22 protein-coding genes and 1 tRNA gene are annotated in these 25,906 nt (G+C 46.5%); 18 read left to right on the top strand and 5 right to left on the bottom strand.

Translation table 11 applies throughout. The features are described 5' to 3' along the window. Window positions 1-67 precede the first annotated feature (67 nt). From hfq to AOC29_RS06580, 8 genes are all read left to right on the top strand, one after another. The gene (gene hfq / locus AOC29_RS06615) at window positions 68-319 is read left to right on the top strand and encodes an RNA chaperone Hfq (RefSeq protein WP_215294932.1); all 252 of its coding nucleotides are present in this window, start codon (window positions 68-70) and stop codon (window positions 317-319) included. Continuing rightward, the gene (hflX, locus tag AOC29_RS06610) at window positions 312-1,553 is read left to right on the top strand and encodes a GTPase HflX (RefSeq protein ID WP_256441766.1); all 1,242 of its coding nucleotides are present in this window, start codon (window positions 312-314) and stop codon (window positions 1,551-1,553) included. Before hfq ends, hflX begins: the two co-directional genes overlap by 8 nt. Continuing rightward, on the top strand, window positions 1,543-3,042 hold the full coding sequence (hflK, locus tag AOC29_RS06605; protein WP_215294931.1) for an FtsH protease activity modulator HflK: 1,500 nt from the start codon (window positions 1,543-1,545) through the stop codon (window positions 3,040-3,042). Before hflX ends, hflK begins: the two co-directional genes overlap by 11 nt. Further along, complete coding sequence (gene hflC, locus AOC29_RS06600; protein ID WP_215294929.1) at window positions 3,042-3,911, top strand: protease modulator HflC; 870 nt, start codon at window positions 3,042-3,044, stop codon at window positions 3,909-3,911. The genes hflK and hflC overlap by 1 nt, the downstream gene beginning before the upstream one ends. A gap of 20 nt (window positions 3,912-3,931) precedes the next feature. Beyond that, on the top strand, window positions 3,932-5,092 hold the full coding sequence (locus tag AOC29_RS06595) for an ATP phosphoribosyltransferase regulatory subunit (RefSeq protein WP_215294927.1): 1,161 nt from the start codon (window positions 3,932-3,934) through the stop codon (window positions 5,090-5,092). Window positions 5,093-5,164: 72 nt separating this feature from the next. Then, the gene (locus AOC29_RS06590) at window positions 5,165-6,505 is read left to right on the top strand and encodes an adenylosuccinate synthase (RefSeq protein ID WP_215294925.1); all 1,341 of its coding nucleotides are present in this window, start codon (window positions 5,165-5,167) and stop codon (window positions 6,503-6,505) included. Window positions 6,506-6,606: 101 nt separating this feature from the next. Further along, window positions 6,607-8,823: a malate synthase G gene (locus AOC29_RS06585; protein ID WP_215297410.1), complete on the top strand. Its 2,217-nt coding sequence runs from the start codon at window positions 6,607-6,609 to the stop codon at window positions 8,821-8,823. A 77-nt stretch (window positions 8,824-8,900) separates the two neighbouring features. Beyond that, the gene (locus tag AOC29_RS06580) at window positions 8,901-9,404 is read left to right on the top strand and encodes a hypothetical protein (protein WP_215294923.1); all 504 of its coding nucleotides are present in this window, start codon (window positions 8,901-8,903) and stop codon (window positions 9,402-9,404) included. Here AOC29_RS06580 and AOC29_RS06575 read toward each other — a convergent pair. Then, window positions 9,391-9,906 (bottom strand): hypothetical protein, encoded by a 516-nt coding sequence (locus AOC29_RS06575; RefSeq protein WP_215294921.1) that lies wholly within the window; start codon window positions 9,904-9,906, stop codon window positions 9,391-9,393. The two genes, AOC29_RS06580 and AOC29_RS06575, sit on opposite strands and share 14 nt — an antisense overlap. Window positions 9,907-9,986: 80 nt before the next feature. Between AOC29_RS06575 and AOC29_RS06570 the strand changes: the two genes are divergently transcribed. From AOC29_RS06570 to AOC29_RS06560, 3 genes are read left to right on the top strand one after another with little or no spacing between them, the layout of a single operon-like run. After that, the gene (locus tag AOC29_RS06570; RefSeq protein ID WP_215294919.1) at window positions 9,987-11,225 is read left to right on the top strand and encodes an MFS transporter; all 1,239 of its coding nucleotides are present in this window, start codon (window positions 9,987-9,989) and stop codon (window positions 11,223-11,225) included. A gap of 36 nt (window positions 11,226-11,261) precedes the next feature. Then, the gene (locus AOC29_RS06565) at window positions 11,262-11,945 is read left to right on the top strand and encodes a dienelactone hydrolase family protein (protein WP_215294918.1); all 684 of its coding nucleotides are present in this window, start codon (window positions 11,262-11,264) and stop codon (window positions 11,943-11,945) included. Window positions 11,946-11,983: 38 nt separating this feature from the next. After that, complete coding sequence (locus AOC29_RS06560; protein ID WP_215294917.1) at window positions 11,984-12,481, top strand: hypothetical protein; 498 nt, start codon at window positions 11,984-11,986, stop codon at window positions 12,479-12,481. Window positions 12,482-12,543: 62 nt separating this feature from the next. Here AOC29_RS06560 and AOC29_RS06555 read toward each other — a convergent pair. Continuing rightward, window positions 12,544-12,630: transfer RNA gene (locus tag AOC29_RS06555), tRNA-Leu, on the bottom strand. Window positions 12,631-12,786: 156 nt separating this feature from the next. Between AOC29_RS06555 and rnr the strand changes: the two genes are divergently transcribed. Genes rnr through AOC29_RS06540 form a run of 3 tightly spaced genes read left to right on the top strand, consistent with a single transcriptional unit; the run spans window position 12,787 to window position 16,179 of the window. Further along, complete coding sequence (rnr, locus tag AOC29_RS06550; protein WP_215294916.1) at window positions 12,787-15,171, top strand: ribonuclease R; 2,385 nt, start codon at window positions 12,787-12,789, stop codon at window positions 15,169-15,171. A 26-nt stretch (window positions 15,172-15,197) separates the two neighbouring features. Further along, a complete protein-coding gene (gene rlmB / locus AOC29_RS06545) occupies window positions 15,198-15,965 on the top strand; it encodes a 23S rRNA (guanosine(2251)-2'-O)-methyltransferase RlmB (RefSeq protein WP_215294915.1) in 768 nt (255 codons plus the stop codon). 28 nt (window positions 15,966-15,993) lie between these two features. Further along, on the top strand, window positions 15,994-16,179 hold the full coding sequence (locus tag AOC29_RS06540; RefSeq protein ID WP_215294914.1) for a DUF2892 domain-containing protein: 186 nt from the start codon (window positions 15,994-15,996) through the stop codon (window positions 16,177-16,179). Between the two features lie 31 nt (window positions 16,180-16,210). On the opposite strand, the gene tal is transcribed toward AOC29_RS06540, so the two are convergent. Next, entirely contained in the window at window positions 16,211-17,188 is a 978-nt protein-coding gene (gene tal, locus AOC29_RS06535) for a transaldolase (protein WP_215294913.1), read from the bottom strand. Between the two features lie 105 nt (window positions 17,189-17,293). On the opposite strand from tal, the gene rpiA reads away from it, so the two are divergent. Further along, window positions 17,294-18,004: a ribose-5-phosphate isomerase RpiA gene (gene rpiA / locus AOC29_RS06530; protein ID WP_215294912.1), complete on the top strand. Its 711-nt coding sequence runs from the start codon at window positions 17,294-17,296 to the stop codon at window positions 18,002-18,004. 257 nt (window positions 18,005-18,261) lie between these two features. Here the strand turns inward: rpiA and AOC29_RS06525 are convergent, their stop codons facing one another. Together AOC29_RS06525 and argA are read right to left on the bottom strand one after the other, a co-directional pair. After that, entirely contained in the window at window positions 18,262-18,534 is a 273-nt protein-coding gene (locus AOC29_RS06525; protein WP_215294910.1) for an oxidative damage protection protein, read from the bottom strand. A 32-nt stretch (window positions 18,535-18,566) separates the two neighbouring features. Continuing rightward, window positions 18,567-19,931 (bottom strand): amino-acid N-acetyltransferase, encoded by a 1,365-nt coding sequence (argA, locus tag AOC29_RS06520; RefSeq protein ID WP_215294908.1) that lies wholly within the window; start codon window positions 19,929-19,931, stop codon window positions 18,567-18,569. 65 nt (window positions 19,932-19,996) lie between these two features. On the opposite strand from argA, the gene hrpA reads away from it, so the two are divergent. From hrpA to AOC29_RS06505, 3 genes are all read left to right on the top strand, one after another. Next, window positions 19,997-23,998: an ATP-dependent RNA helicase HrpA gene (hrpA, locus tag AOC29_RS06515; RefSeq protein ID WP_215297408.1), complete on the top strand. Its 4,002-nt coding sequence runs from the start codon at window positions 19,997-19,999 to the stop codon at window positions 23,996-23,998. A 146-nt stretch (window positions 23,999-24,144) separates the two neighbouring features. Next, window positions 24,145-25,089: a cytochrome D1 domain-containing protein gene (locus tag AOC29_RS06510; protein ID WP_251370108.1), complete on the top strand. Its 945-nt coding sequence runs from the start codon at window positions 24,145-24,147 to the stop codon at window positions 25,087-25,089. Window positions 25,090-25,102: 13 nt separating this feature from the next. Further along, window positions 25,103-25,903: a polysaccharide deacetylase family protein gene (locus AOC29_RS06505; protein ID WP_215294904.1), complete on the top strand. Its 801-nt coding sequence runs from the start codon at window positions 25,103-25,105 to the stop codon at window positions 25,901-25,903. Window positions 25,904-25,906 lie beyond the last annotated feature (3 nt).

Here is a 25,906-nt window from a genome sequence, read left to right as displayed (position 1 = left end):
TAAAAAAATAATCAGCAAAAAGCAAGACTCCCAAAATAAAGCAAGTCAAAAATAAATAAGGAGCAGTATGAGTAATAACAACCCCAACAAAATCCAATTGTTGCAGGATCCGTTTCTAAATGCACTACGTAAAGAGCACATTCCTGTTTCAATCTATCTTGTGAATGGTATTAAATTGCAAGGCAATATCGAGTCATTCGATCAATACGTTGTACTACTGCGCAACACCGTAACGCAGATGGTTTATAAACATGCAATCTCCACGATCGTTCCTGCTCGTGCGATTGATTTCCGTGTAGAAGAAGCTAGCTCTGTATAAAACTGGTGTAGATGCAGCACGCGCCGTTCTGGTTGGTGTAGATACCGGACGCGAAGATTTTGCAGACAGTATGGCTGAACTCAGCCTCTTGGCTGATAGCGCTGGTTCTATACCCGCAGCGAGTGTCATTGCGCGAAAGGGTAGAACCGATCCCGCTTTATTCATTGGTTCTGGAAAGGCGAATGAGTTAAAGCGCGTGATGGAAGAGCATGACGCTGAATTAGCTATCTTCAATCATCCTTTATCCCCGACGCAGCAGCGGAACTTAGAGCGTCATATTGGTCATCATGTGATGGATCGCACGGGTTTGATTTTGGATATCTTTAGTCAACGCGCGCAAAGCCACATCGGTAAGACCCAAGTCGAACTAGCGCAAGTGCGTTATCGCATGTCTCGCCTCGTGCGCGCTTGGAGTCACTTAGAGCGTCAGCGGGGTGGTATTGGTGTCCGCGGTGGACCGGGTGAAACCCAGATGGAGTTAGACCGCCGGATGTTGGCGACCAAAGCTAAGCGCCTTGAAAATGAATTAGAAAAACTACAGCGTCAGCAAAGAACCCAAAGAAGGGCGCGCAATCGTCAGGATGTGTTCTCCGTTTCCTTAGTGGGATATACCAATGCTGGTAAATCAACGTTGTTCAATGCGTTGACCAAGGCGGGCACTTATGCTGCTGATCAGCTCTTTGCCACCTTAGATACCACTTCTAGAAGAGTCCATTTAGAGGGGGTAGGCTCGATTGTGGTGTCAGATACCGTCGGATTTATCCGCGATTTGCCACACCAATTGGTCGAGGCCTTTAGGGCTACTTTGGATGAAACGATCCATGCCGACCTGATATTGCATGTAATTGACGCCTGCAGCCCAGTTGCTAGGGAGCAAAAAGCGGAAGTTGAGGCGGTTTTACAAGAAATCGGGGCTGACGACATCCCGCGCATTGAGGTGATGAATAAGATCGATTTAATGCCCCAAACCTTCACCCGCGGGGCGGTTTTAGAGCGGGATAACCAAGGTTTTCCGAGCGAAGTTTTCCTCTCAGCCCAAACAGGCTTAGGCCTTGATTTAATGAGGTCAGCCTTGGCGGAATGCTCCCAAATGACTGATAAAATGAGGAGTGAACACAACCGTGCTAAGACCCAGCTGGCCCCGGACGAGTTTTTAGCACCTTTACCTGAACGACCAGAGTCATCCGAATTTAATCCGATTCCTAACCGAAGCTACTTTTCTAATGATGCGTAAATTTTTAGACCTTTTTTCGGTCAATGATCCAGGTTGGGGCAATAGCCACAACAACGGATCCAAAGATTCCAAGGATGCCAAAGAAGGGCAGGCCAATGAGCAAGCTCCAAAAGTAGAGCCTGATCAAAATCCACCAACAGGTCAGCCAAATAAGCAGCCAACCAAGCCAGATGGTCCACCAGATTTGGATGAGTTGTGGCGCGATTTCAATGACAAGATTGCCGGTATCTTTGGCGGTAAGAAAAAGCCAGGTACGAATTCAGGCGCTTCCGCTAAAAAACCCAACAGTGGCGATATTCCTCCGCCATCACAGCGTGGTGGTAACGGTGGCGGTTCTGCTGGACCAAACTTTAATTTTACAAACCCCTTTAGCTCCAAGAGTGGTCCGCTAGTAGCGCTGGCGATCTTCCTCTTCTCTTGGGTGTGCAGTGGTTTTTTCATTATCCAAGAAGGTCAGGCGGGAGTTGTTCTGAGTTTTGGTAAATACGACTACACCGCTAAGCCTGGTATTAATTGGCATTTCCCATGGCCACTCCAGTCTGCTGAAACAGTCAATCTCTCGGGCGTGCGCTCCGTTGAAGTGGGCCGTCCGGTATTGATTAAAGCGACTAATCAAAAAGACTCTTCGATGTTGACTGAAGATGAAAATATTATTGATGTGCGTTTTGCTGTGCAATACCGCTTAAAAGACCCAACTGATTATTTATTTAACAATCGTGATCCTGATGCTGCAGTCATCCAAGCTGCTGAGACAGCCGTGCGCGAGATTGTCGCTCGTAGCAAGATGGATACTGTTTTATACGAAGGGCGCGAGAAGATTGGTATTGATCTTGCCAATTCGATTCAAAAGATTTTAGATAGCTATAAGACAGGCATTTATGTCACGAGCGTTACGGTACAAAACGTACAACCACCAGAACAAGTGCAAGCTGCATTTGACGATGCGGTGAAGGCTGGTCAAGATCAAGAACGCTTAAAGAGTGAAGGCCAGGCTTATGCCAATGACATCATCCCGCGCGCTAAGGGTACTGCAGCTCGCTTAATTCAAGAGGCAGAGGGCTATAAGGCTCGTGTAGTAGCTACTGCAGAGGGTGACGCAACTCGCTTTAAGCAAATCTTGGTGGAATATTCTAAGGCGCCACAAGTGACTCGTGATCGCATGTATATCGATACGATGCGCGAAATGTATAACAATGTGACTAAGATTTTGGTTGATACGACCAAGAGTAATAGTTTGTTGTATTTGCCGCTCGATAAGATTGTTGCGCAGGTCAGCGCAGAGACCGCACAAGCTACTGGCGCTCCTCTTAATCAAGGCAACACAACTTCTTCTAGCACCCCAACTGGTTCTGTCACAGTGGGTGGAGCAACAGGGCTTAATAATCCTGCGCCAACTACTGCAGCGCCTGTAGTAAGCCCAAGCTCTAGTAATGATAGGTCAGCGGATAAGCGCGATGGTTTGCGTAGTCGTGATCGGGAGAGCCGTTAATGAATGCTAATCGTCTGATCGTCGCTGCGGTTGCATTTATTGCGCTCGTCTATGTACTGTCTTCCAGTATCTTTGTTGTGGATCAACGCAAGTTCGCCGTTGTGTTCTCTTTTGGTCAGATCGTGCGCGTGATTGAGAAACCGGGTCTGCAGGTGAAGTATCCAGGTCCATTTGAGAGTGTGCGTTTCTTCGACCGTCGTATTTTGACAATTGATAATCCAGAGGCAGAGCGCTTCATTACTGCTGAGAAGAAAAATCTGCTCGTAGATTCTTATGTGAAGTGGCGCATTGTTGATCCTCGTAAATTCTTCATTAGCTTCAAAGGTGATGAGCGCCTGGCGCAAGATCGCTTAACGCAACTAGTGCGATCCGCATTAAATGAAGAGTTCACCAAGCGCACAGTCCGTGAATTGATTTCTGATCAGCGTGAAGAAGTGATGCAAGGTATTCGCAAGAAGGTCGCGGTTGATGCATCTGATATTGGCGTAGAAATTGTGGATGTCCGCTTAAAACGTGTTGACCTCTTGGCTGAGATTAGTGATTCAGTCTATCGCCGGATGGAGGCTGAGCGTAAGCGTGTAGCCAATGAGTTGCGCTCTACTGGTGCAGCAGAGTCTGACAAAATTCGCGCTAATGCAGAGCGTCAACGCGATACGATTTTGGCTGAAGCCTATCGTGATGCTCAAAAGATCAAAGGGGCGGGAGATGCTAAGGCTACCTCACTCTATGCCGAAGCATTTGGACGTGATCCACAGTTTGCGCAGTTCTATCAGAGCTTGGAGGCCTACCGTAACTCTTTCAAGGATAAGAAAGATGTGATGGTGGTGGAGCCGAATGGTGAGTTCTTCAAGTTTCTGCATAAAAAATAAGAAAGCGAATCATTTAGATCATGAATCGTTGGTTACTTCCTGAAGATATTGCAGACGTTTTGCCAGCTGAGGCTCGCAAGGTAGAGTCTTTGCGTCGTGCCATCTTGGATCTTTATCAATCCTATGGCTATGAACTAGTGGCTCCTCCAATTTTGGAGTTCTTGGATTCACTCTTAACTGGCACGGGTTCTGATCTCAATTTGCAAACTTTCAAATTGGTTGATCAATTATCAGGTCGCACCTTGGGCTTGCGTGCGGATATCACTCCACAAGTCGCGCGTATCGATGCGCACTTATTAAATCGGGTAGGTGTTACTCGGCTTTGCTATGCGGGCTCGGTTGCGCATGCACGCACCCCCGTAGGTAGCTCATCACGCGAACAATTGCAATTGGGTGCAGAGATCTATGGCTGCGCCAATTGGGAAGCGGACTTTGAAGCTATTACCTTATTGCTCAAGACTCTGGATGTAGCTGGTCTCAAAAAGGTGTATTTAGATTTGTCACACGCTGGCATCTTGACTGGTATTTTGGCTGATCAAAAGCTCGCTAAAGAAACCATTGAAACTTTATATGGCCTTTTGCAGACCAAGGATCGCCCTCGTTTACAACAATGGGCAACCTGTTTGCCTGCCAAGATTGCTGACGCTTTGCTTGCATTGACAGAATTAAATGGTCCGTGCGCTGAAGTGCTAGCTCAGGCAAAGCAGGTGCTACCGAAGCATGCTGCTATTGATCAGGCATTAGCAGACTTAGAGCGGATAGTTTCTGCAGCAAATGCTAATGTAGGTATAGAGCTCAGCATTGACCTAGCTGATCTGCGTGGCTATCAATATCACAGCGGTGTGATGTTTGCAGCTTATGTAGATGGCTTGCCGCAACCGATAGCTAGAGGCGGGCGCTATGACCAGGTGGGTCAGGCCTTTGGTCGCTCCCGGCCTGCTACTGGATTTTCCTTGGATCTACTTACATTGGCTAGCTTGTCACCTTTACAGGTTCGTAAATTCGCTATCCTTGCACCTTGGGTTCAGGATGTGGTCTTAGAAAATGCCATCACTGAATTGCGCAATCGTGGTGAAGTAGTGATTCAGGTTCTCGCCGGAGAATCCGTTGAGGCAGCTGAATATGAATGTGATCGAGCATTGGTGAAGCAGGGTAACTCTTGGGAAGTAAAGAAGAACTAAAGTCAGTAGCAATCGATTGATTAATCAAGTAATCACTTAACCTAATTTGTCATTATCTTTTTGGATTTCAATATGTCTTCAAAGCAGCAAGCAAAAGGTCGTAACGTCGTTGTCATTGGCACCCAGTGGGGTGATGAAGGCAAAGGTAAGGTAGTTGATTGGTTAACTGATCACGCTCGAGCAGTTGTGCGCTTTCAGGGTGGTCACAATGCTGGTCATACCTTAATCATTGGTGGTAAGAAAACGATTTTGCGTTTGATTCCTTCTGGAATCATGCATAAAGAGGTGATCTGTTACATCGGCAATGGTGTGGTGCTGTCACCAGAGGCGCTCTTTAAAGAAATCGGCGAGCTTGAAGATGCCGGTTTAGATGTCCAATCCCGTCTAAAAATCTCCGAAGCCACTACTTTGATTCTCCCGTACCACGTAGCAATTGATCATGCCCGTGAGAAAAAGCGTGGGGAAGCCAAGATCGGTACAACCGGGCGTGGCATTGGCCCGGCTTATGAGGATAAAGTAGCACGTCGTGCTTTGCGCGTACAAGATTTGTTCTATCCGGAAAAGTTTGCAGCGCAATTGCGTGAGAACTTGGAGTATCACAACTTTATGCTTATCAACTATTACGGCGCTGAGCCTGTCAACTATGAGAAGACGCTTGCTGAAGCGATGTCTTATGCAGAGCGCATCAAGCCAATGGTAGTCGATGTCTCTAGCGCTTTATATGCTGCTGAGCAAGCGGGTCAAAACCTCTTATTTGAAGGTGCGCAAGGTACCTTGCTCGATATCGATCATGGTACTTATCCATATGTGACTTCTAGTAACTGCGTAGCGGGCAATGCAGCGGCGGGTTCTGGTGTTGGTCCTGATTCACTTCAATATATCTTGGGTATTACGAAAGCCTATTGCACGCGTGTTGGTGCGGGCCCATTCCCAAGCGAGCTCTATGATCATGACAATCCAGCAAGACAAGATCCTATTGGTATTCGTCTTGCTGAAGTTGGCAAGGAATTTGGTTCTGTTACCGGTCGTCCCCGTCGCACTGGCTGGTTAGATGCTGCTGCTTTGAAGCGCTCGATTCAGATCAATGGTTTATCAGGTCTGTGCATTACCAAGCTGGATGTGCTCGATGGCCTCGAAACCATTCGCTTGTGCGTGGGCTACAAGCTCGATGGCAAGAAGTTAGATGTATTGCCGCGGGGCGCAGAGTCAGTAGCTCGATGTGAGCCAATCTATGAAGATTTCCCAGGCTGGAAAGGCACCACTTTTGGGATTCGCGAGTGGGATAAGCTACCTGTAGAGGCGCAAAATTTCCTGCGCCGTATTGAAGAAGTGGCTGGTAAGCCAATCGCAATGGTTTCTACAGGACCAGAGCGTGATGAAACCATTCTTCTCCAACATCCCTTTCAGGATTGATGGAAAATATTTGATTCAGTAAGGAAGTAAAAAACGAAGTAAAAAACGAAGTAAGAAACTGAGTAAACCTAATTTTAACTTTTGCATAAGAAATGAATCACATGACTGCGCGTACTACCTGTAATGGCCTTCAAGTAGCAACCCCCTTGTATCGTTTTATTGAAGACAAAGTGCTTCCTGGAACTGGCATTAAGAGTGCTGATTTTTGGAAGGGTTTTGATGAAATCGTTACAGACTTAACTCCAAAAAATGAAGCTTTACTGGCAAAGCGCGATCGTTTACAGCTTGATCTAGATAAATGGCACAAAGCCAATCCAGGCTCAATTAAAGATATGCCTGCGTATCGCAAATATTTAAAAGAAATTGGTTATATCGAGGATGTTCCTGCCACGATTAAGGCTACCACTCAGAATGTGGATGATGAGCTAGCTCTCCAAGCTGGCCCTCAGCTTGTTGTTCCAGTTCTCAATGCGCGCTATGCCTTGAATGCTGCTAATGCCCGTTGGGGATCTTTGTATGATGCTTTATATGGCACAGACGTGATCTCTGAAGCAGAAGGTGCCACTAAGGATGGTGCTTACAACCCGATTCGAGGTGCAAAGGTAGTTGCCTTTGCCCGTCAGTTTTTAGATGAATCCGCTCCTTTGGCTGGGGCTTTATATCGCGATGTAGTAGCCTATAGCGTTGTAGATAAAAAACTGTCCGTTAAATTAAAAGACGGTAGCACTACTAGCTTGGTTGATGAAAAACAGTTCGTGGGCTATCAGGGCGATGCTTCTGCACCATCATCCATTTTGTTGCGCAATCATGGTATTCATATTGATATCGAAATCGACAGGACTAAAACTATTGGTGCTGCTGATCCAGCCGGAGTCAATGATGTGGTGCTCGAGGCAGCACTCTCAACCATCTTGGACTTAGAAGACTCAGTAGCTGTAGTTGATGGCGATGACAAAGTACTTGCTTATGAGAACTGGTTGGGTATTCTCAAAGGTACCTTGGTTGAAGAAGTCAGTAAGGGTGGTAAAACATTTACCCGTAAACTGAACCCAGATCGTCAATATAAAGCAGGTATAGGCGCAACCAACGCAAAAGATGGCATTGTGACGCTGCATGGCCGCTCACTCTTATTCCTTCGCAACGTTGGTCACTTGATGACTAACCCAGCCATCATTACTAGCGAAGGTAAGGAAATCTACGAAGGTATCTTAGATGCCGTAGTCACCGTATTAATTGCTTTGTATGACATCAATCGCCCAGCAACTCAGGCCATTGGCAATACACGCAAGGGCTCTGTCTACATTGTGAAGCCAAAAATGCACAGCGCAGAAGAAGTGGCGTTTGCTAGCGAGCTCTTCGGCCGTGTTGAGAAATTACTGGGTTTACCCGAGAACACTGTCAAATTAGGCATCATGGATGAAGAGCGCCGTATGAGCGTCAATATTAAAGCTGCTATTGCTGCAGCTGGTGCTCGCGTTGCGTTTATTAATACTGGGTTCTTAGATCGCACCGGTGATGAAATGCATACCGGTATGTATGGTGGTGCCATGGTTCGCAAAGGCAGAATGAAGATTGCTAAATGGTTCGGAGCGTATGAGCGCCGTAACGTATTAGCAGGATTGGATTGTGGTCTACGTGGCCGTGCACAGATTGGTAAGGGTATGTGGCCTGCGCCAGATCTGATGAAGGAGATGGTAGAACAAAAAGGGGCGCATCCTCTAGCCGGAGCCAATACGGCTTGGGTACCATCGCCTACCGCTGCCACTTTGCATGCCATGCACTATCACCAAGTGAATGTGGCCAAAATTCAAGAAGAGATGGAGAAAGAAGATACTGCAGCTGAGTATGAGGCTTTAACTGACGATCTCTTGACTGTGCCAATTGCGCTCTATCCTGATTGGACTAAAGAGGAGATTCGCGAAGCTCTCAATAATAATTGCCAAGGTATCTTAGGTTATGTAGTGCGCTGGATTGACCAAGGCGTAGGTTGCTCTAAGGTGCCTGATATTTATAACGTAGGCTTAATGGAAGATCGTGCAACTTTGCGTATTTCTAGTCAGCACATTGCCAATTGGTTGCTACACAAATACGTCACTAAGGCGGAAGTAGAGGAAGCAATGCAACGCATGGCTAGCATTGTTGATATGCAAAATGCTGGCGACCCTTTGTACAGGCCAATGATGCCAAACTACAAAGACTCTTATGCCTTTAAAGCTGCTAGTGATTTGATCTTCAAAGGTCTAGAGCAGCCTAATGGCTACACTGAGCCACTCTTGCATGCATGGCGTTTGAAAGTAAAGCAGGCGCAAGCGAAGTAATTCGCATTTGCCCGTAAAAAGAAATGGATTTGTCGCAAGGCAAGTCCATTTTTTATTTACCAATTGCATAAATAAGTATGTTTAGTTTCTTAAATCCTTTCTCTCTTCTCAAACGCTCAAGCCAAGCCTTTCCATTTCAATATCATGATGGTGGTAGAGGTGAAGCTGGCTTTAAAGGTAGCGCTGGCGACTGCGTTGTAAGATCGATTGCGATTGCAGCGAATCTTCCTTATCTAAAAGTCTATCAAGATCTTGGTGAGGCTAATGAGCGATATGCTAACGAGCGAGATAATAAGCTATCAAGACATCTTGTCCGCAGGGGTTCATCACCGCGGAATGGTAATCATCGCAATGTGTTTCATGATTACGTTTTGAGTCATGGCTTTGAATGGGTTCCCACCATGAAAGTAGGAGCTGGTTGCCAGGTTCACCTCAGGCCCGAAGAGCTACCATTGGGTACTTTGATCGTTAAGGTCTCCAAGCACCTCACGACTGTGATTAATGGCGTGATTTTCGATACTCATAACCCATCTAGAGGTGGCAATCGTTGTGTATATGGGTATTACATCAAAAAGATTTAATGCGACTCCGGCTGTACTTTTGTCCCCAGGCTTTTTTGTAGGCATCAGTCATGCCGATCATGACCGAGGTGGTCCAGGCGATTGAAAAGAGACCGGAAAATGCAATAAAGAAAGCCAAACTTTTCCAACCTGCAGGCAAGGAATCTGCGGCAAATCCTACGGTGGTATAGCAACTACCTGCAAATATCAAAGCCTCGATTCCATTCGGAATCAAATTGAGTGCAATTAAGTAAACAGACCAAATCACAATTTCACAAATGTGCACGCAGGCAATCAAAATAAATGAGGCATAAAAGTGTATAAACACTCGGTTATATTGCCCCTGACTTTGATTCTTTTCGGTCCTTCTATCAAAGCGCATGATGATGTGATTAATGCAGCTACCATGAAAGACCAGAATCGCAATCAGGCCCAAGACTCCAAAGAAAACATCCGTGATAAGCGGTATCACGGGGATGCCTAGTACGGCTGTTTGTAGAACTGGTTCGGCAAATGTAGTCATGATCTAGGCAGGTAAGGGGTCGGCAGGATTGGGATTCAAGGGGGATAATGGCATATTGACCAGCGCGTGTAAAGCAGACCTTGAACCAGCCATCTAATCTTTTTGAATCCCCTAAGCGAGAGCGTTTTTTTCTCTTTGCATTAGCCGGAATTCAGTTCACGCATATCTTGGATTTTATGATCATGATGCCTTTAGGGCCTCAGTTCATTAAAGCATTTTCAATCAATACTCATCAGTTTGGCTTATTGTTATCTTCCTATACTTTTGCGGCAGCAATTGCGGGAATATTTGCAACTTACTATGTCGACCGCTTTGAGAGACGGCGGTTACTCCTACGTTTATATGTTTGCTTCATCATTGCAACAATAGCCTGTGGTTTTGCACCGAACTACCATTTACTATTTATTGCGCGTGCTTGTGCAGGGGCCTTCGGTGGGATCTTGGGCTCACTTGTTCAAACTATCGTGGCTGACTCTATTCCGTTTGAACGTCGTGGCAAAGCCTTGGGTACTGTGATGGCCGCATTTTCGGTCTCGACCGTTGCCGGCGTTCCCTTGAGTTTATTTTTAGCCAATCACATCGACTCTTTAGGTTGGCGTGTGCCATTTATGTTTATTGGTTTGATCTCCACTCTCGTTTTGTATATTGGTTATCGTAATATTCCCAAGATTTCAGGGCATCTTCATCATGTTCATGAGGGAAGTCGTTTTAGACAAATCTATGACATCTTGATTGCCCATCACCACTTGCGTGCTTTTGTGTTCATGGGCTTAATCATGTTGACGGGATTCTCAGTGATTCCGTATATCGCGCTATATCTCACTGCCAATGTGGGTGTGGCTGAGTCCTATATTTCTCTGATCTATTTATGCGGTGGGGTGGCAACCTTAATGAGCTCCCGCTTGATTGGCCATATGGCAGATAAGTATGGCAAAGTACGCGTATTCAGAATCCTAGCAATAGTCAGTTTGATACCGCTGATCGTGACGACCAATTTAGTCCCCGTCCCTTTATGGGTGGTGTTAATTAATTCCACATCTTTCTTTATTCTCATCTCTGGGCGCATGATTCCAGCCATGGCAATGGTGAGTCAGTTAGTCGAGCCCAAGATTCGGGGAACTTTTATGAGCCTGGTAGGTTCGGTTCAGATGCTTGCCTCAGGTATTGCCTCAGTACTGGCTGGAGTAGTGGTAACCATCACGGCTGACGGTAAGATGGAGCACTACAACCTGGTTGGATATGGGGCGGTAGCCTGTGGCTTGCTCACGTTCTGGCTGGTAGGATATATTCATTCGGATACCAAAACGAAGAACGCGTAATGAATCCAATAGTCAGTAATAAATAAAGGAGCACACATGATCGAATACAAAAGACCCGATGGGCAATTAGTCAATGGATACTTGGCAGAGCCAGCAGATCAATCTCATGCTCCAGGGGTGGTCGTTATTCAGGAGTGGTGGGGGCTTGATAGTGAGGTGAAGGCTGTAGCTGATCGCTTGGCTAAGGCAGGGTATCGTGCACTAGTGCCTGATTTATATCGTGGCAAACTCGCTCTAGAAGCTAAAGAAGCAGAGCACCTTATGGGAGATCTGAACTTTGGTGATGCAGCGGGTCAAGATATTCGTGGTGCCGTTCAGTATCTCAAGGCTACTGGTAGCAAAAAAGTAGCAGTCACTGGCTTTTGTATGGGCGGTGCATTAACCGTACTATCCGCCTGTCATGTTCCTGAGCTTGATGGCACGGTGGTCTGGCATGGTTACCCTCCGCTGGAATATGTAGATGCCAAAGCGATCACAAAGCCAATGATGGCGCACTGGGCTAGCCATGATGATTTCTTTGCCATCTCGGGCGTTGATCAACTAGATACAAAGTTAACTGAGGCGAATATCCAGCATGAGTTCTATCGCTACGATGCTAAGCATGCCTTTGCTAATCCAAAGGCGGATAGTCGCGGTATGCCACCATTGCAATATAACGAGGCTGCAGCAAACTTAGCTTGGGAAAGAACCATGGCATTCTTAAAAAAGAACTTGGCTTAATTTAAAAACCTCGACTTAAAAACTTTAATGAATTTGTCATGCACCTCTTTTCAGAAAACCTGGCAGTAGAAGTCTCCACTTATTACCGTAACCTAGTTTTAGGTCATGGCGTTACGCCTAAAGTCTTTACCTTAGTCAATAGCGATGGTGATCAATATCTATTCTTCATCGACGACCTACAAATGGAAAGAGCAGAGGAAGATCAATTCCTGGCGTATATCGTCCAGCAACATGATGCAGTGACTTATGCTCGCGGTACCTTAGTCATCGTGGATAAGACCCAGCAATTCATCGAATTTGCCGTAGTGGATAAGGATGATGAAGAAGCGATTGTTTGCTCTGCAGAACTCACCCGCGACATGGAAGATAAGCCCATTGCTTTGACAGAGTTTGAGAAGACCCTAGTGAAAAGGAAATCCATTGTCTTTGGCCAGCTCTACGATCCTGTAAAACTCTCCGAGGAAAAAACAGACGATTTTGAAAGTCTTTGGGAAGAAATGAAGGGGAAGATTCTCCATAGAAACATGGGAATCTAAGCGCTATTGAATTTAGGCTGATTCGTCCCCATATAAGAGCTATCAGGACTAGAAGGAGTGTTTGGTGCCCAGGAAGGGACTCGAACCCCCACAACCTTACGATCGCCAGCACCTGAAGCTGGTGCGTCTACCAATTTCGCCACCTGGGCATGCCTCTATTATAGAGGGATGGGTGTTTTGGGCTATTTCAACCCCATTTTGGCTTTTTCCCTTCAGACTTGATGGTTTGATACAGTAGCCTTATTCATAACAAAAATAGATATCAGTAGATATATAGATAGGGCATGTATTGCCGAAGGAATTAAATGCGTAAAGCAAAAGACTTGGTGCCCCGCGAGGCTGATCGTTTAGGGACAGTTCAAGGGCATCGAGATGGATTTGGATTTGTTATTCCCGATGATGGTGGTGAAGATATTTTCCTCTCCGAAAGAGAGATGTCCCGTGTCATGCACGGCGATAGAGTCAATGTCAGAGTATTGGGAACGGATCGTCGTGGTCGCCCAGAAGGACAGATTGTTGAAGTCGTTCTGCATGCCAATAAGGTCGTAATCGGCCGCCTCTTAAATGAAAATGGTGTTTTGATTGTTGCGCCTGAAGATAAGCGTATCGGTCATGACATTTTGATTCCACCCAAGGGTCAAGGACAGGCCAAGTTAGGTCAAGTCGTTAGTGTTGAAATTATTGATTATCCAGATAGCTATCGTCAAGCAGTAGGCCGGGTTGTTGAGGTTCTAGGTGAGATTGATGATCCTGGTATGGAAATCGAAATTGCGGTGCGTAAGTACGGCGTACCCCATGAGTTCTCCGCCGCTGCCATGAAAGAAGCCGCTGCATTACCTGATGCAGTTCAGCAAGAAGATTTAGAAGGTCGCGTCGATTTACGTGATGTGCCATTGGTCACCATTGATGGTGCTGATGCCAGAGACTTTGACGATGCTGTTTATTGCGAGCCAGTAATGTACGGCAAGACTAAAGCTTGGCGTCTCATCGTCGCGATTGCTGACGTTTCGCATTACGTCAAACCGGGACACCCCTTGGATGACGAAGGCTTGCTGCGGGCAACCTCTGTGTACTTCCCAAGACGGGTCATTCCGATGTTGCCAGAGAAGATCTCGAATGGTCTTTGCTCACTCAACCCCAATGTTGATCGCCTCTGTATGGTGTGTGACTCGGTGGTGGATAACAATGGCATTGTATTAGCCTACCAGTTTTACCCAGCAGTCATGCATTCTGCACAACGTTTTACCTATGACATTGTTTGGGAAATTCTGTCCAATAGCAAAGGTCCGGAAGCAGCACGCTTTACCCAGTTTCGCCCGCTCTTAAGCAATCTCTACTCTTTATTTAAGATTCTGTTATCAGCCCGTGAGAAGCGTGGCGCAATCGAATTTGAAACTACAGAAACGCAAATCATTAGCAATGAACTTGGTAAGATTTTGCGAATCGAGCCGCGCCTGCGTAATGATGCTCATCGATTAATCGAAGAGTGTATGTTGACTGCTAACGTGTGTGCCGCAGACTTCATTGATAAAAATAAACATCTCAGCTTGTACCGTGTTCACGGCGAACCTTCTGAAGAGAAGTTGATGACCTTGCGTCAGGTATTAAGAACTTCAGGGCTATCTTTGGATGGTGGTGAAAAACCAAAACCTCGTGATTATGCAAAGTTGATGCGGGAGATTAAAGATCGACCTGATGCCAATATGCTGCAGTCAGTTGTATTGCGATCAATGCAGCAAGCGATGTATCAACCAGATAACGAAGGCCACTTTGGTTTGGCATATCCAGCCTACTCGCACTTCACCAGCCCGATTCGTCGCTACCCAGACTTATTGACCCATCGAGTTATTAAGTCAATTTTGCAGAAGAAGCCATACACGCCTGTTTTGCCTCCAAAAGTACCACTCAATTTGACCTTACCGCGTAAGGGTAAGGGAAGAGAGAATGCAGTCAATGCCAAAAAATCCCAAAGCGATGCGAAAGATATTGCAGCGAGAGGCGCTAGAGCGCCAAAAGGGGCTAACGCAGCATTACCAATTTGGGGTCAGCTAGGGGTTCACTGCTCCTCTAATGAGCGCCGCGCTGATGAAGCCTCGCGTGACGTTGAGGCATGGCTCAAGTGTTATTACATGCGAGATCATCTTGGTCAAGAGTATGCGGGTACGGTAACCGGGGTTGCTAACTTTGGATTATTTATTCAGCTGGAGAATCTTTTCGTTGAAGGTATGGTTCACGTTACTGAACTGGGTGGCGATTACTTCCAATACGATGAAGCCCGTCAAGAATTGCGTGGTGAACGGACAGGCATTCGTTATCGCTTAGGTGATCGTTTACATGTATTGGTGAGCCGTGTTGACTTAGATGCTCGCAAGATTGAATTCAGTCTCGTTAAGAGCTCCGGTGCTGAAGGTGGTGGATCTTCTAATCGCCGTCAATTATTATTGGCTGCTGATACTGGTCGACCTAATAAAAAGGCGGCACCTAATAAGAGTAGACCTGCTCATAAAACGCCTCAAAAGCCCAGTGGGATCAACGTTAATGCTGCAAAATCCGCTGGTACCTTGGGCGCAACGCAGTCCAAAAGTAAAGCGAGTCGTAAAAACGGTAAGGCAAGTAAACCCGGTAGATCCGTCGGCAAGCCTGCAGGCACAAAACCACCAGTACGCAATACCAAAGCCAGACGTAAATAATCAGCATATAAAGAACAAGCACAGAGATGAAACAAATATTAGTAGGATTTCATGCGGTGCAAGCGCGTTTGCGTGTTGACCCCGATAGCCTAAAGTCGGTGTACTTCGATCCTAGTCGTCGCGACCGACGCATGGGAGATTTTTTGAAGCAAGCTGAAGAGATTTTGGGCGAACGATTGCATGCAGCAGATGCTGAGCGTCTTCAAAAGTTGACTGGCCACGACCGTCATCAGGGTGTGGTTGCTTTAGCTGAAAAAATGACCATAGCGCGCACCATTACCGAAGTGATTGAAGATGTCGAGGGCACCCAAGCTAAACCATTGTTTTTAGTGCTCGATGGCGTGACAGATCCCCATAACTTTGGCGCCTGTTTACGTGTTGCTGATGGTGCAGGGGTAGATGCGGTAGTCATTCCGAAAGATCGTTCGGCTTCGATAAATGCTACCGTGAGCAAGGTATCAAGCGGTGCCTCTGAAGTCATGCCAGTGATTACTGTCACCAACCTGGTTCGCAGTATGAAAGAGATGCAGGAAGCGGGCGTTTGGTTGATTGGTACGGATGATGAAGCTCAAAAGTCGATCTATGACATCGACCTTACTGGCTCTATTGCTATCGTGATGGGTGCTGAAGGTGAGGGCATGCGCCGTCTTACAAAAGAAACCTGCGATGAGCTCGTCCGTATCCCAATGCAGGGTGTGGTCTCCAGTTTGAATGTTTCGGTAGCAAGTGGCGTATGCTTGTATGAGGCATTAAGACAGCGCCTTGCCAAATTAAATAACAAAGCTGCCAAATAGTTGTTTATTCAATAACAAAGGGGCTTATATGAAATGCAATATTGGTCACACTGACCGTGTTTTGCGTATGACTGTTGGCGTCACCCTCATGGGTTTAGCAGGTTTTGGTATCACTGGCCCGTGGGCTTGGATTGGAATCATCCCCTTGCTAACAGGGATCTTTGGTTATTGCGGGGCTTATACCTTGGTCGGTATCAATACGGCTAAGAAGTAAATTAAACATATGTAAAGCTACTGCTAGCGAATTATTTTGCTAGCAGTGCTTCCAGCTTTTCAGTATCGATACAGAAATTGCGTATACCTTCTGCAAGTTTTTCTGTTGCCATCGCATCATTATTCAATTGCAGCCTAAAGCTAGATTCATCTAGTTTGAGAGGCTTTATATTCTCAGCACTTAATGCAGCGTGAGCATTGGCACCATCTAATTTCTTACTTACTGTGGCAGTACCTGCACGCAACTCAGCCAATAACTCAGGGCTAATCGTTAAAAGATCGCAGCCGGCAAGCTCCAGGATTTGACTGGTATTGCGAAAGCTAGCACCCATAATCTCGGTTGGAATACCAAAGTGCTTGTAATAATGAAAAATCCGCTTTACTGAAGTCACACCGGGATCATTGGCACCACCATTGTGGGCATCACTCCAATTGCTTCCGAGTTTTGCCTTATGCCAATCCGTAATGCGACCAACAAACGGTGAAATCAGTTTTGCATTGGCTGCGCCACAGGCCGCCGCCTGAATCAGCGAGAAGAGTAGAGTCATATTGCAATGAATGCCATCTGCCTCTAATTGTTTAGCAGCAGCAATACTCTCCCAAGTTCCAGCGAGCTTGATCAGAATGCGCTTGCGATTAACGCCCTGAGATTCATATAGGGCAATTAAGTGTTTTGCTTTAGCAACTGTGGCCTTGGTATCAAACGATAAACGCGCATCCACTTCGGTTGAGACACGACCAGGCACAATTTTTAAAATCTCCAAGCCAAAGGCAACCAAGATGTTATCCACCAAATCAGTAACGCTTAAGCTTGGGTGAGCTGCCTTCACCGCACTCACCAAAGACTGGTAATTACTTTGCTGGGCTGCCTTCAGAATGAGGGAGGGGTTAGTAGTGGCATCTTGAGGTTGAAACACTTGCATACGCTCAAAATCGCCCGTATCGGCCACGACAGTAGTGAATTTTTTGAGTTGCTCGAGTTGGCTGGGAGCGGAAGAGGCGCTATTCATGGCTGGATGGCTCTATTTAAGGGGTCTGCTTTGGTTCGTTTCTTGTGAATATCATATGATAGATGGATTAATCACTCAGTTCTAGTAAAGGTGTTTGGTGGATATATGAATCAGGATCAACTCAAGCAAATGGTGGGCGAAGCTGCTCGAGACGAGGTACTAAAGCTACCCGCTGGACAAATCTTGGGTGTAGGAACAGGTTCGACCGCTAATTGCTTTATTGATGCCTTAGCTCCACATAAGGATCATTTTTCCGGAACTGTTTCTAGCTCCAATGCTACGACTGAGCGATTGCTAAAGCATGGTTTTAAGGTACTCGACCCTAATGATGTACTCAGTCTGCCAGCCTATGTCGATGGTGCCGATGAAATTGATCCTGCTGGCCATATGATTAAAGGTGGGGGTGGTGCGCTGACTCGCGAAAAAATTATTGCCTCCATGGCAAAGCAATTTATTTGCATTTGCGACTCTTCTAAACAGGTTCCGGTACTTGGTAATTTTGCTCTCCCAGTCGAAATCATTCCGCTAGCCAAAGGTATTGTCAGTAGAGAGCTGGAAAAGCTTGGCGGCAAGGTGACTTTGCGCTTAGCTAAACATACTCGCTCTGACCTCAATCAAACTCCAAGCAAGCCCTTTGTGACCGATAACAGCGCTTGGATTTTGGATGTCGCTGGTTTGCACATTGCTGATCCCATCACTATGGAGTCTCAGATCAATCAAATTGCTGGCGTGATTACGGTCGGCTTATTTGCTAAAGAGAAAGCCAATGTCTTGCTGGTCAGCAACGCGTCTGGTGTTAGCCGCATCGCACTCTAATCCGTAAAGAGAAAATAAAAAACCCGACGGGGCATCCCCATCGGGTTGTTTGCCATGGTTTGCATGGCGCAGGCACTCGGAAGGTATTTAGTTCCTTAGCCTATGAGCGCATAGATGCGCTCATTTTGAAGTGGCTTTCGCCAATGCAGCAAGGCACTATATCTGCCTCACTACGATTACATCCTATGCCTGTACTTTTACTGTGTCAACAACAGAAACTGCATTTATAGAAATTTATTTTTGCTGTATTGCAATACCTATTCGGCAGGCGGTACATAGCCTTGTGCCATATCTGCACCACCTTCAAAGAAGTATTTTTCTACTTGCTTTAAAAGGTACTGGCGTGCACGTGGATCTGCCATATTGAGACGATTTTCATTAATGAGCATAGTTTGATGCTTTAACCAAGCAGCCCAAGCTTCTTTAGAAACTTGATTCCAAATCTTTTTACCTAAGTCACCAGGAAGTGGAGCGAAATCCAAGCCTTCTGCCTCTTTATTGAGTTTGATGCATTCAACCATCCGTGCCATCTGTAGTGCCTTTCTTATGTATCTCTTTGTTCTTATAGATCTTTAGTTAAAACCATGGACTTACGGTCCCAGTTATAAATTTGTTTTCTTTCTTCTGGCAGGTCATCCACTGTGGCCCTTTTAAAGCCCCGCTTCAGAAACCAATGCTCTGTTCTCGTCGTCAGAACAAATAATTTTTTAATGCCTTCTTGTTTAGCACGCATCTCAACCCGTTTTAGCAAACGCTCGCCATCACCGGAGCCTTGCACATCAGGATCTACTGCAAGACAGGCTAATTCACCAACACCATTGGGGAATGGGAACAGGGCAGCACAGCCGAAGAGTACGCGGTCATGCTCAATCACTGAGAAGCGCTGAATGTCACGCTCAATCACGTCTTGACCGCGGGCAGCCAAGATCCCTTCTTCTTCTAGCGGCATAGTGAGTTGCAAGATACCACCGACATCATCTTGATTGGCTTCGCGTAAATTCTCAATATCAGAAGAGGCCAGCATCATGCCAATACCGTCGTGGGTAAAGAGCTCTTCCAATAAGGCGCCATCCTGGTTGCAGGGCAAGAAGTGAACCCGACTCACCCCGGCACGAATCGCTCTACCAGAGATATTGAGCAAACTCTTCATGCCAACGTCGAGATTTTTGTTCTCTACCATATAGTCTTGCAACTGAGGCAAGGAGAGTTCTGTAATCAGATCACCTTCAGCATCGTGTAGACCTTCATATGGACTTAAGAAAATCAACTTATCCGCTTTGAGCGCTGCAGCAGTAGAAGCTGCTACATCTTCGTAAGCTAAGTTAAAGGCTTGACCTGTAGGTGAGAAGCCTAACGGAGAGAGCAACACAATCTTGTTGCTATCGAGTGATAACTTAATTGAAGTGGAATCCACTTTACGCACTAAGCCGGTATGGATGTAATCAACCCCTTCGACAACGCCCACTGGCATCGCTGTAATAAAGTTACCAGAGATAACAGAGATACGAGAGCCTGCCATCGGAGTGTTTGGTAAACCACGGCTAAATGCCGCTTCAATATCGAGACGCAATTCTCCGGCAGCTTCTTTCACGCACTCTAGAGCAGCGGCATCAGTAATTCGGTAGCTATTCATGGCGCTCTTGCCAAACTTACTCTTAATCTTGCGCAGCATGAGCTGCTCTTCAATTTGTGGGCGAATGCCGTGAACCAAAACGATTCGCATACCCATGGCATGCAACATCGCAATATCTTCGATGAGATTCTCAAGACCAATTTCTTGAACAAGCTCGCCAGCGAAGGCGATCACAAAGGTCTTTTCGCGGAAGCTGTGAATGTAGGGTGCAACATCGCGCAACCACCCTACGAAGGGGAAGTTGGAGGTAGATTCTTCGGCGGTTGAGGCCTGGTTTGGTGCATTTGTCGGCATAGTGAGAAAATTATAGGGTGCAAGAGCCTATAAACCAACAAAAACCCAAACCCAGCTCCAAGCCTGTGCCTGCTTCCAACACCGGACGCAAGCTCGAGATCCGCTTTCCGGAAGAATTGCCGGTCTCTGGTCAACGTCAGATCATCAAGGATGCCTTGCAAAGCCATCAGGTGGTCATTGTGTGCGGCGAGACAGGCTCAGGCAAGACCACCCAGCTACCAAAGATCTGCTTAGACCTAGGGCGTGGCACGATCAACGGTGGCAAACTCATTGGCCATACCCAGCCACGCCGGATTGCTGCCACTGCTACTGCCAAGCGGATCGCCCAAGAGCTTGCTTCGCCCATTGGTCAAGATGTGGGTTACCAAGTGCGCTTTGCTGATAAGACCAGCAACACCGCTTCCATTAAGCTGATGACAGATGGCATCTTGTTGGCCGAGACGCAGCGCGACCCACAACTCAAAGCTTATGACACGCTCATCATCGATGAGGCACATGAACGTAGCTTAAATATTGATTTCTTGTTAGGCTATTTACGGCAGTTATTGCCCAAGCGGCCCGATCTTAAACTCATCATTACCTCAGCCACGATTGATGCCCAGCGATTTTCTGAGCACTTTGCCACCAATGGCAAAGTAGCACCGGTGATTGAGGTGAGCGGCAGGTTGTTTCCGGTAGAGCAAAGATATTCACCGCTCGAACCAGATTCAAAACCTGATGGCAAGAAAGAATCCAAGACCGCAAAAGAAATTCCAGATGCAGTCGCCGAAGAAATTACCAAGGTCTGGCGAGAGGGTGCTGCAGGCGCAGGAGACGTTTTAGTTTTTTTGCCAGGCGAGCGTGAGATACGAGATTGTGCTGAAACACTGCGTAAAGACCATGTCTTGCAGCAACGCTTTCATCCAGAAGTGCTGAGCTTGTTTGCACGTCAATCTGTGGCCGAGCAAGAGAGAGTCTTTAGCCCTGGAAATGGTCGTCGCATTATTTTGACAACCAACGTTGCTGAGACTTCTCTGACTGTTCCTAACATTCGTTACGTGATTGATAGTGGTTTAGCAAGAGTGAAGCGCTATTCCTATCGTAATAAAGTAGAGCAGTTGCAGATTGAGCCCATTTCACAAGCGGCGGCTAATCAGAGAGCGGGGCGTTGTGGTCGTGTATCAGATGGTATCTGTGTACGCCTCTATAGCGAGCAGGATTATCAAAGTCGTCCCAAATTTACTGATCCTGAAATTTTACGCAGTTCACTAGCTGCAGTATTGCTGCGGATGAGCTCACTACGCTTATCCAAAATTCAACACTTTCCATTCATTGATAAGCCATTGGGTAGAGCGATTGCTGATGGCGTACAACTTCTAGATGAGCTCGGCGCAATAGAGTTTGATGATGCTCAAGTTGGCGATGGTAAGGATGTCAATCATAGTTTTAAGCTAACGCAGATTGGTAAACAGTTAGCTGATTTGCCGCTAGATCCTCGTATTGGCAGAATGCTCTTGGCTGCTAAAGAGCGGAATGCGTTGAGAGAAGTCACCATCATTGCCTCTGCCTTGGCTACACAAGATCCACGTGAACGCCCTATGGATCAAGGGGCCGCAGCAGATCAGGCGCACTTGCAGTTTGCAGATGAACGCTCTGAGTTTTTGAGTTTTGTGAAACTCTGGGATTGGTATCAGGACGCCTTACAGCATAAACATAGCAATCGACAGCTAGAAAATCTGTGTCGCAGTAAATTTCTATCGCCTCGTCGCTTGCGTGAATGGCGTGATGTTCATGGTCAGTTGCATACCATGCTCGGCGAAAAGGGCTGGAAAGACAATAGCCTCGCTGCAACCTATGAACAAGTTCATCTCTCTTTACTTACTGGCTTATTAGGCTATGTGGCTAAAAAAGAGGAAGATGAAAAATCACAAGACCGTAATAGTAAGACAGGTGGTTATGTTGGGGCTAGAGGTATTCGTCCCTTCATTTGGCCTGGTTCGACCATTGGTAAAAAAGCCGGTGCTTGGATCTTAGCTGGTGAGTTGCAAGAGACCACTCGCATGTATGCTCGCACCATTGCCAAGATAGAGCCGCAATGGGTGGAAAAAGTGGCGGCTCATCGACTCATTAAATCCTTGAGTGACCCCTTTTGGGATAACCGCCAAGGTGAGGTATTGGCATTTGAGCGTGGCACCTTGTATGGCTTGCCGATTTATCACGGACGCCGGGTACGCTATGAGCCACATAATTTTGCAGAAGCCCGTGAATTATTTATTCTCCAAGCGCTTGTCCAAGAAGAAATGTTTGGGCGCATGGATACGCCAGCACTGCAACGCGAGACTGAAGCAGACGCTAAGAAAAAATATCCTGGTACGTTTGGGTTTTTTTGGCATAACCGGCGTCTGATTAGAGAAATCGAAGCGCTTGAGCACCGCTCACGTCGCCCCGATGTTTTGGTAGATGACGATTTGCTCTTTGCCTTTTATGAATCCCGCATCCCTAAAGGCATTTGCAATCGAGAAGACCTCAGGGCCTATCTCAAAAAGACTCCTGACCTCGATACACAGCTTCGCTTAGAAAAAGCTGACCTCATGCGCCATGAAGCAGTAGGGATTACCGTAGACCGCTATCCCAAAGTGATGAAGGTCGGTGGAGCAGAGCTCAATTTAACTTATCACTTTGAGCCCGGTAGCCCCAAAGATGGAGTGACCTTAGTAGTTCCCTTGGCACAACTCAACCAAGTGGATGGTCGTCGTTGTGAATGGTTAGTGCCCGGTATGTGCGAGGAAAAAATTCTGCTCTTACTAAAAACCTTGCCACAAAAAATTCGGCGTCATTGTGTGCCATTACCAGACTATGCAAAATCGTATTTAGAGCGAAAGCTTGAGGCACAGCAATTTGGAGTGGGTGATTTTCTCGATCAACTCATCGATGACATTCGCAAAGAGCGTGGTCTAGAAATCAAAAGAACTGATTTCAGACCCGAGGCCTTACCACTACATTCATCGATGAACTTTCGTTTAATTGATGAGCATGGACGTCAGTTAGAAGTAGAGCGTAACTTAGCGCGCTTACGATCAGAATATGGACAGACTGCCCGCGATGCCTTTCAGGCAGTTGCTCAGGAAGTAGCTCAAGCAGAACTGGGGATTGAGCCATCGTCCCAAGCCAGCGCTAAGCCCAAAGCAAGCAATCCACCAGATGGAGCTAGGAAGGTCGAGCAGAGTGGCTATCGTAGCTGGGAGTTTGGAGAGTTGCCTGAAACCTTAGAAATTCAAAAAGGCAATAAAACTTTATTTGGATATCCGGCGCTGATTGATCGTGGCGAATACTGCGATCTCGAGGTATTCGATGATTTGCTGGAGGCTCGAAAGCAACATATACAAGGATTACGTCGTCTATTTGCCCTGGGTAATAAAGATACGCTGAAAGCATTGCAAAAACAGTTGCCCGGTATTCGCGAGCTCGGATTGCTGTTTATCAATGTTGGATCAGTTGAAGGATTGATCGATCAGATACTTAATCTGGCGATTGAGCGCGCGTTCATGACTGAGCCTCTGCCAAATAATGCTGAACAGTTTGCCGACCGAATGCAAGCAGGTAAACCCAGACTGGCACTGATTGCCCAAGAGATTTCTCGTCATGCTTTGGCAGCTTTGCAAGCTTATGCAGATTTGCAAAAGAAGATGGCGCAAGCCAAAGCAGCATCATCCAGTGCTTATGCTGATATTCAGTCACAAGTACAGGCTCTCATCTTTCCCAAATTTGTAGCTGACATTCCCTATGCGCAATTAGTCCATTTGCCACGATATTTAAAAGCGATTGCAATGCGCATTGATAAGATGCGTGCCAATCCCTCTAGGGATGCTCAATGTCAAAAAGACTGGGAATCAGTGGCAAGACCATGGCAAAAACTCCTTCAGGGAAGTAAAGGTGCAGCTGCATATGCTATGAGTGAAGATCAGGCTTTAGCTGATTTTCGTTGGCAATTAGAGGAGCTCAGGGTGGCCTTATATGCCCAGGAGCTCAAAACACCGACCCCAATGTCCCTAAAGCGCTTGGAAAAAGTTTTGGCGAGCTTGCGCTAGATCAATTCCACTGCTTATTAGGGGTCTTTTGACTCTCTCCATTGCTTACAATGTGGTTTATGCATAAATTTATCAAGATTAGAGCTTTTCGCACTATTGCCGTTTCAGTTGCCTTTGCTTCAATACCCTATCCAGTATTCGCTGAAATGTCCGCAACTGGAGTGGTGCCAGCATTACCGGCACAACCTAAACTAGCAGTGGTGCTCAATTCAGGTGAAGCTACGGTGAGTTTGATAGATATGCCAAGTCGCCGTGTTATTAAAACCACCTATATTGGCAAAGAGCCGCATCACTTGATGATGACGCCTGATCAAAAAACTTTATTGGTTGCCAATGCCGCAGGTAACGATGTCGTGTTGATGAATCCTGTAAGCGGTGAGATCACTGGGCGTATGCTCAATATTATTGACCCATACCAAATTGGCTACTCTCCAAACCACAAATGGTTTGTAGCCAATGGCAATCGATTAGATCGCGTTGATATATATGCAGCGAATGGCGCTGATCTGAAATTATCCAAGACCGTAAAGTTGGGAAAGACTCCAAGTCATATTGCGTTCACTGCCGATAGCAAAATTGCCTTCATCACATTGCAAGACTCTAATGAACTGGCAGCGATTGATCTTGAAACTCAAAATGTATTGTGGGTGATGCCTACTGGCAAAGTGCCTGCAGGTTTGTGGATGACACCTGGCGACCAATATCTTTTGGTTGGTATTACCGGCGAAGATTTCGTACAAGTGATTGACTGGAAAGCTCGCAAGGAAGTTAAGCGAATCTATACCGGCAAGGGTGCACATAACTTCCGTCCTTTAGGGGATAAAAAGTATGTCTTTGTAAGCAACCGCATTGCTTCTACGATCAGCTTGATCAATATGCAAACTCTCGAGAAGGAGAGTGATATTACTGGTCTTCCGTCTGGTCCAGATGATATGGAAATTACTCCTGACGGCAAAAGCTTGTGGGTGACTTTCCGTTTTGCAAAAAAAGCGGGGGTAATTGATATACCCACGATGAAGTTGGTGAGCGTCATCCCAGTGGGAAGATCTCCTCACGGTGTATTTTTCTACCCTAGGGCTCCATGGGAGTAAGGGGAGTTCTTTGATGAAACGTAATCACATCGTTTACCGCATCGTTTATCTAACAGCCGCGCTCTTGCTCGGCTGTTTTTCATTCGGCTCTAGCGCACAGACATCCAGTTGCAACAAGACAGTCTATTTAACATTTGATACTGGCAATATGTCAGTTGCGCATCAGGTTGATGAGATTTTGAAGCGTCAAAATATCAAAGCCACTTTTTTTCTGGCGAATGAAAAAACCTATCGTGGTGATTTTGCATTAGACGATGCCTGGAAACCCTTCTGGCAAGAACTGGCCAAAGAAGGTCATCACTTTGGTAGTCACACATACGACCATCTATATTTTGTCAAAGACGGCCCCAAAGGTGAGGTTTTTGAAAAGTCACAATTTGGACCTAAAGCTGGCATGACGGTGCTTTATAACGAAGCCGCGATGTGCAAGGAAATTCGCAGAGTAGATCAACGCTTCCAAGAGATGACGAATCAACCATTGCAAAAAATCTGGCGTGCTCCTGGAGGTAAAACCTCACCAACTTTGATTCGGATGGGGGAGATGTGTGGCTATCAACACATTGGCTGGGCCCCCGCTGGTTTCTTGGGGGATGAGCTCCCTTCTGATAAGTACCCTAACGCTGGGCTCTTGCAGAAGGCGAGTCGTGATATTCAGGATGGCGACATCACTATGGCGCACCTTGGTATTTGGTCCAGAAAAGACCCCTGGGTACCCGCAGTACTAGAGCAATTGATCATCAATCTCAAGCAACGCGGCTTTTGTTTTGGTCTATTGCCTGCGGCGCACAAAAAATCTGCAGATCAGTCAAAATAAAGC

This window comes from Polynucleobacter sp. JS-JIR-5-A7 (genome assembly GCF_018687935.1).
GTDB lineage: Bacteria > Pseudomonadota > Gammaproteobacteria > Burkholderiales > Burkholderiaceae > Polynucleobacter.
Note: the sequence above shows the minus strand (reverse complement) of the source record. Positions and strands in the feature narration are given on the sequence as shown.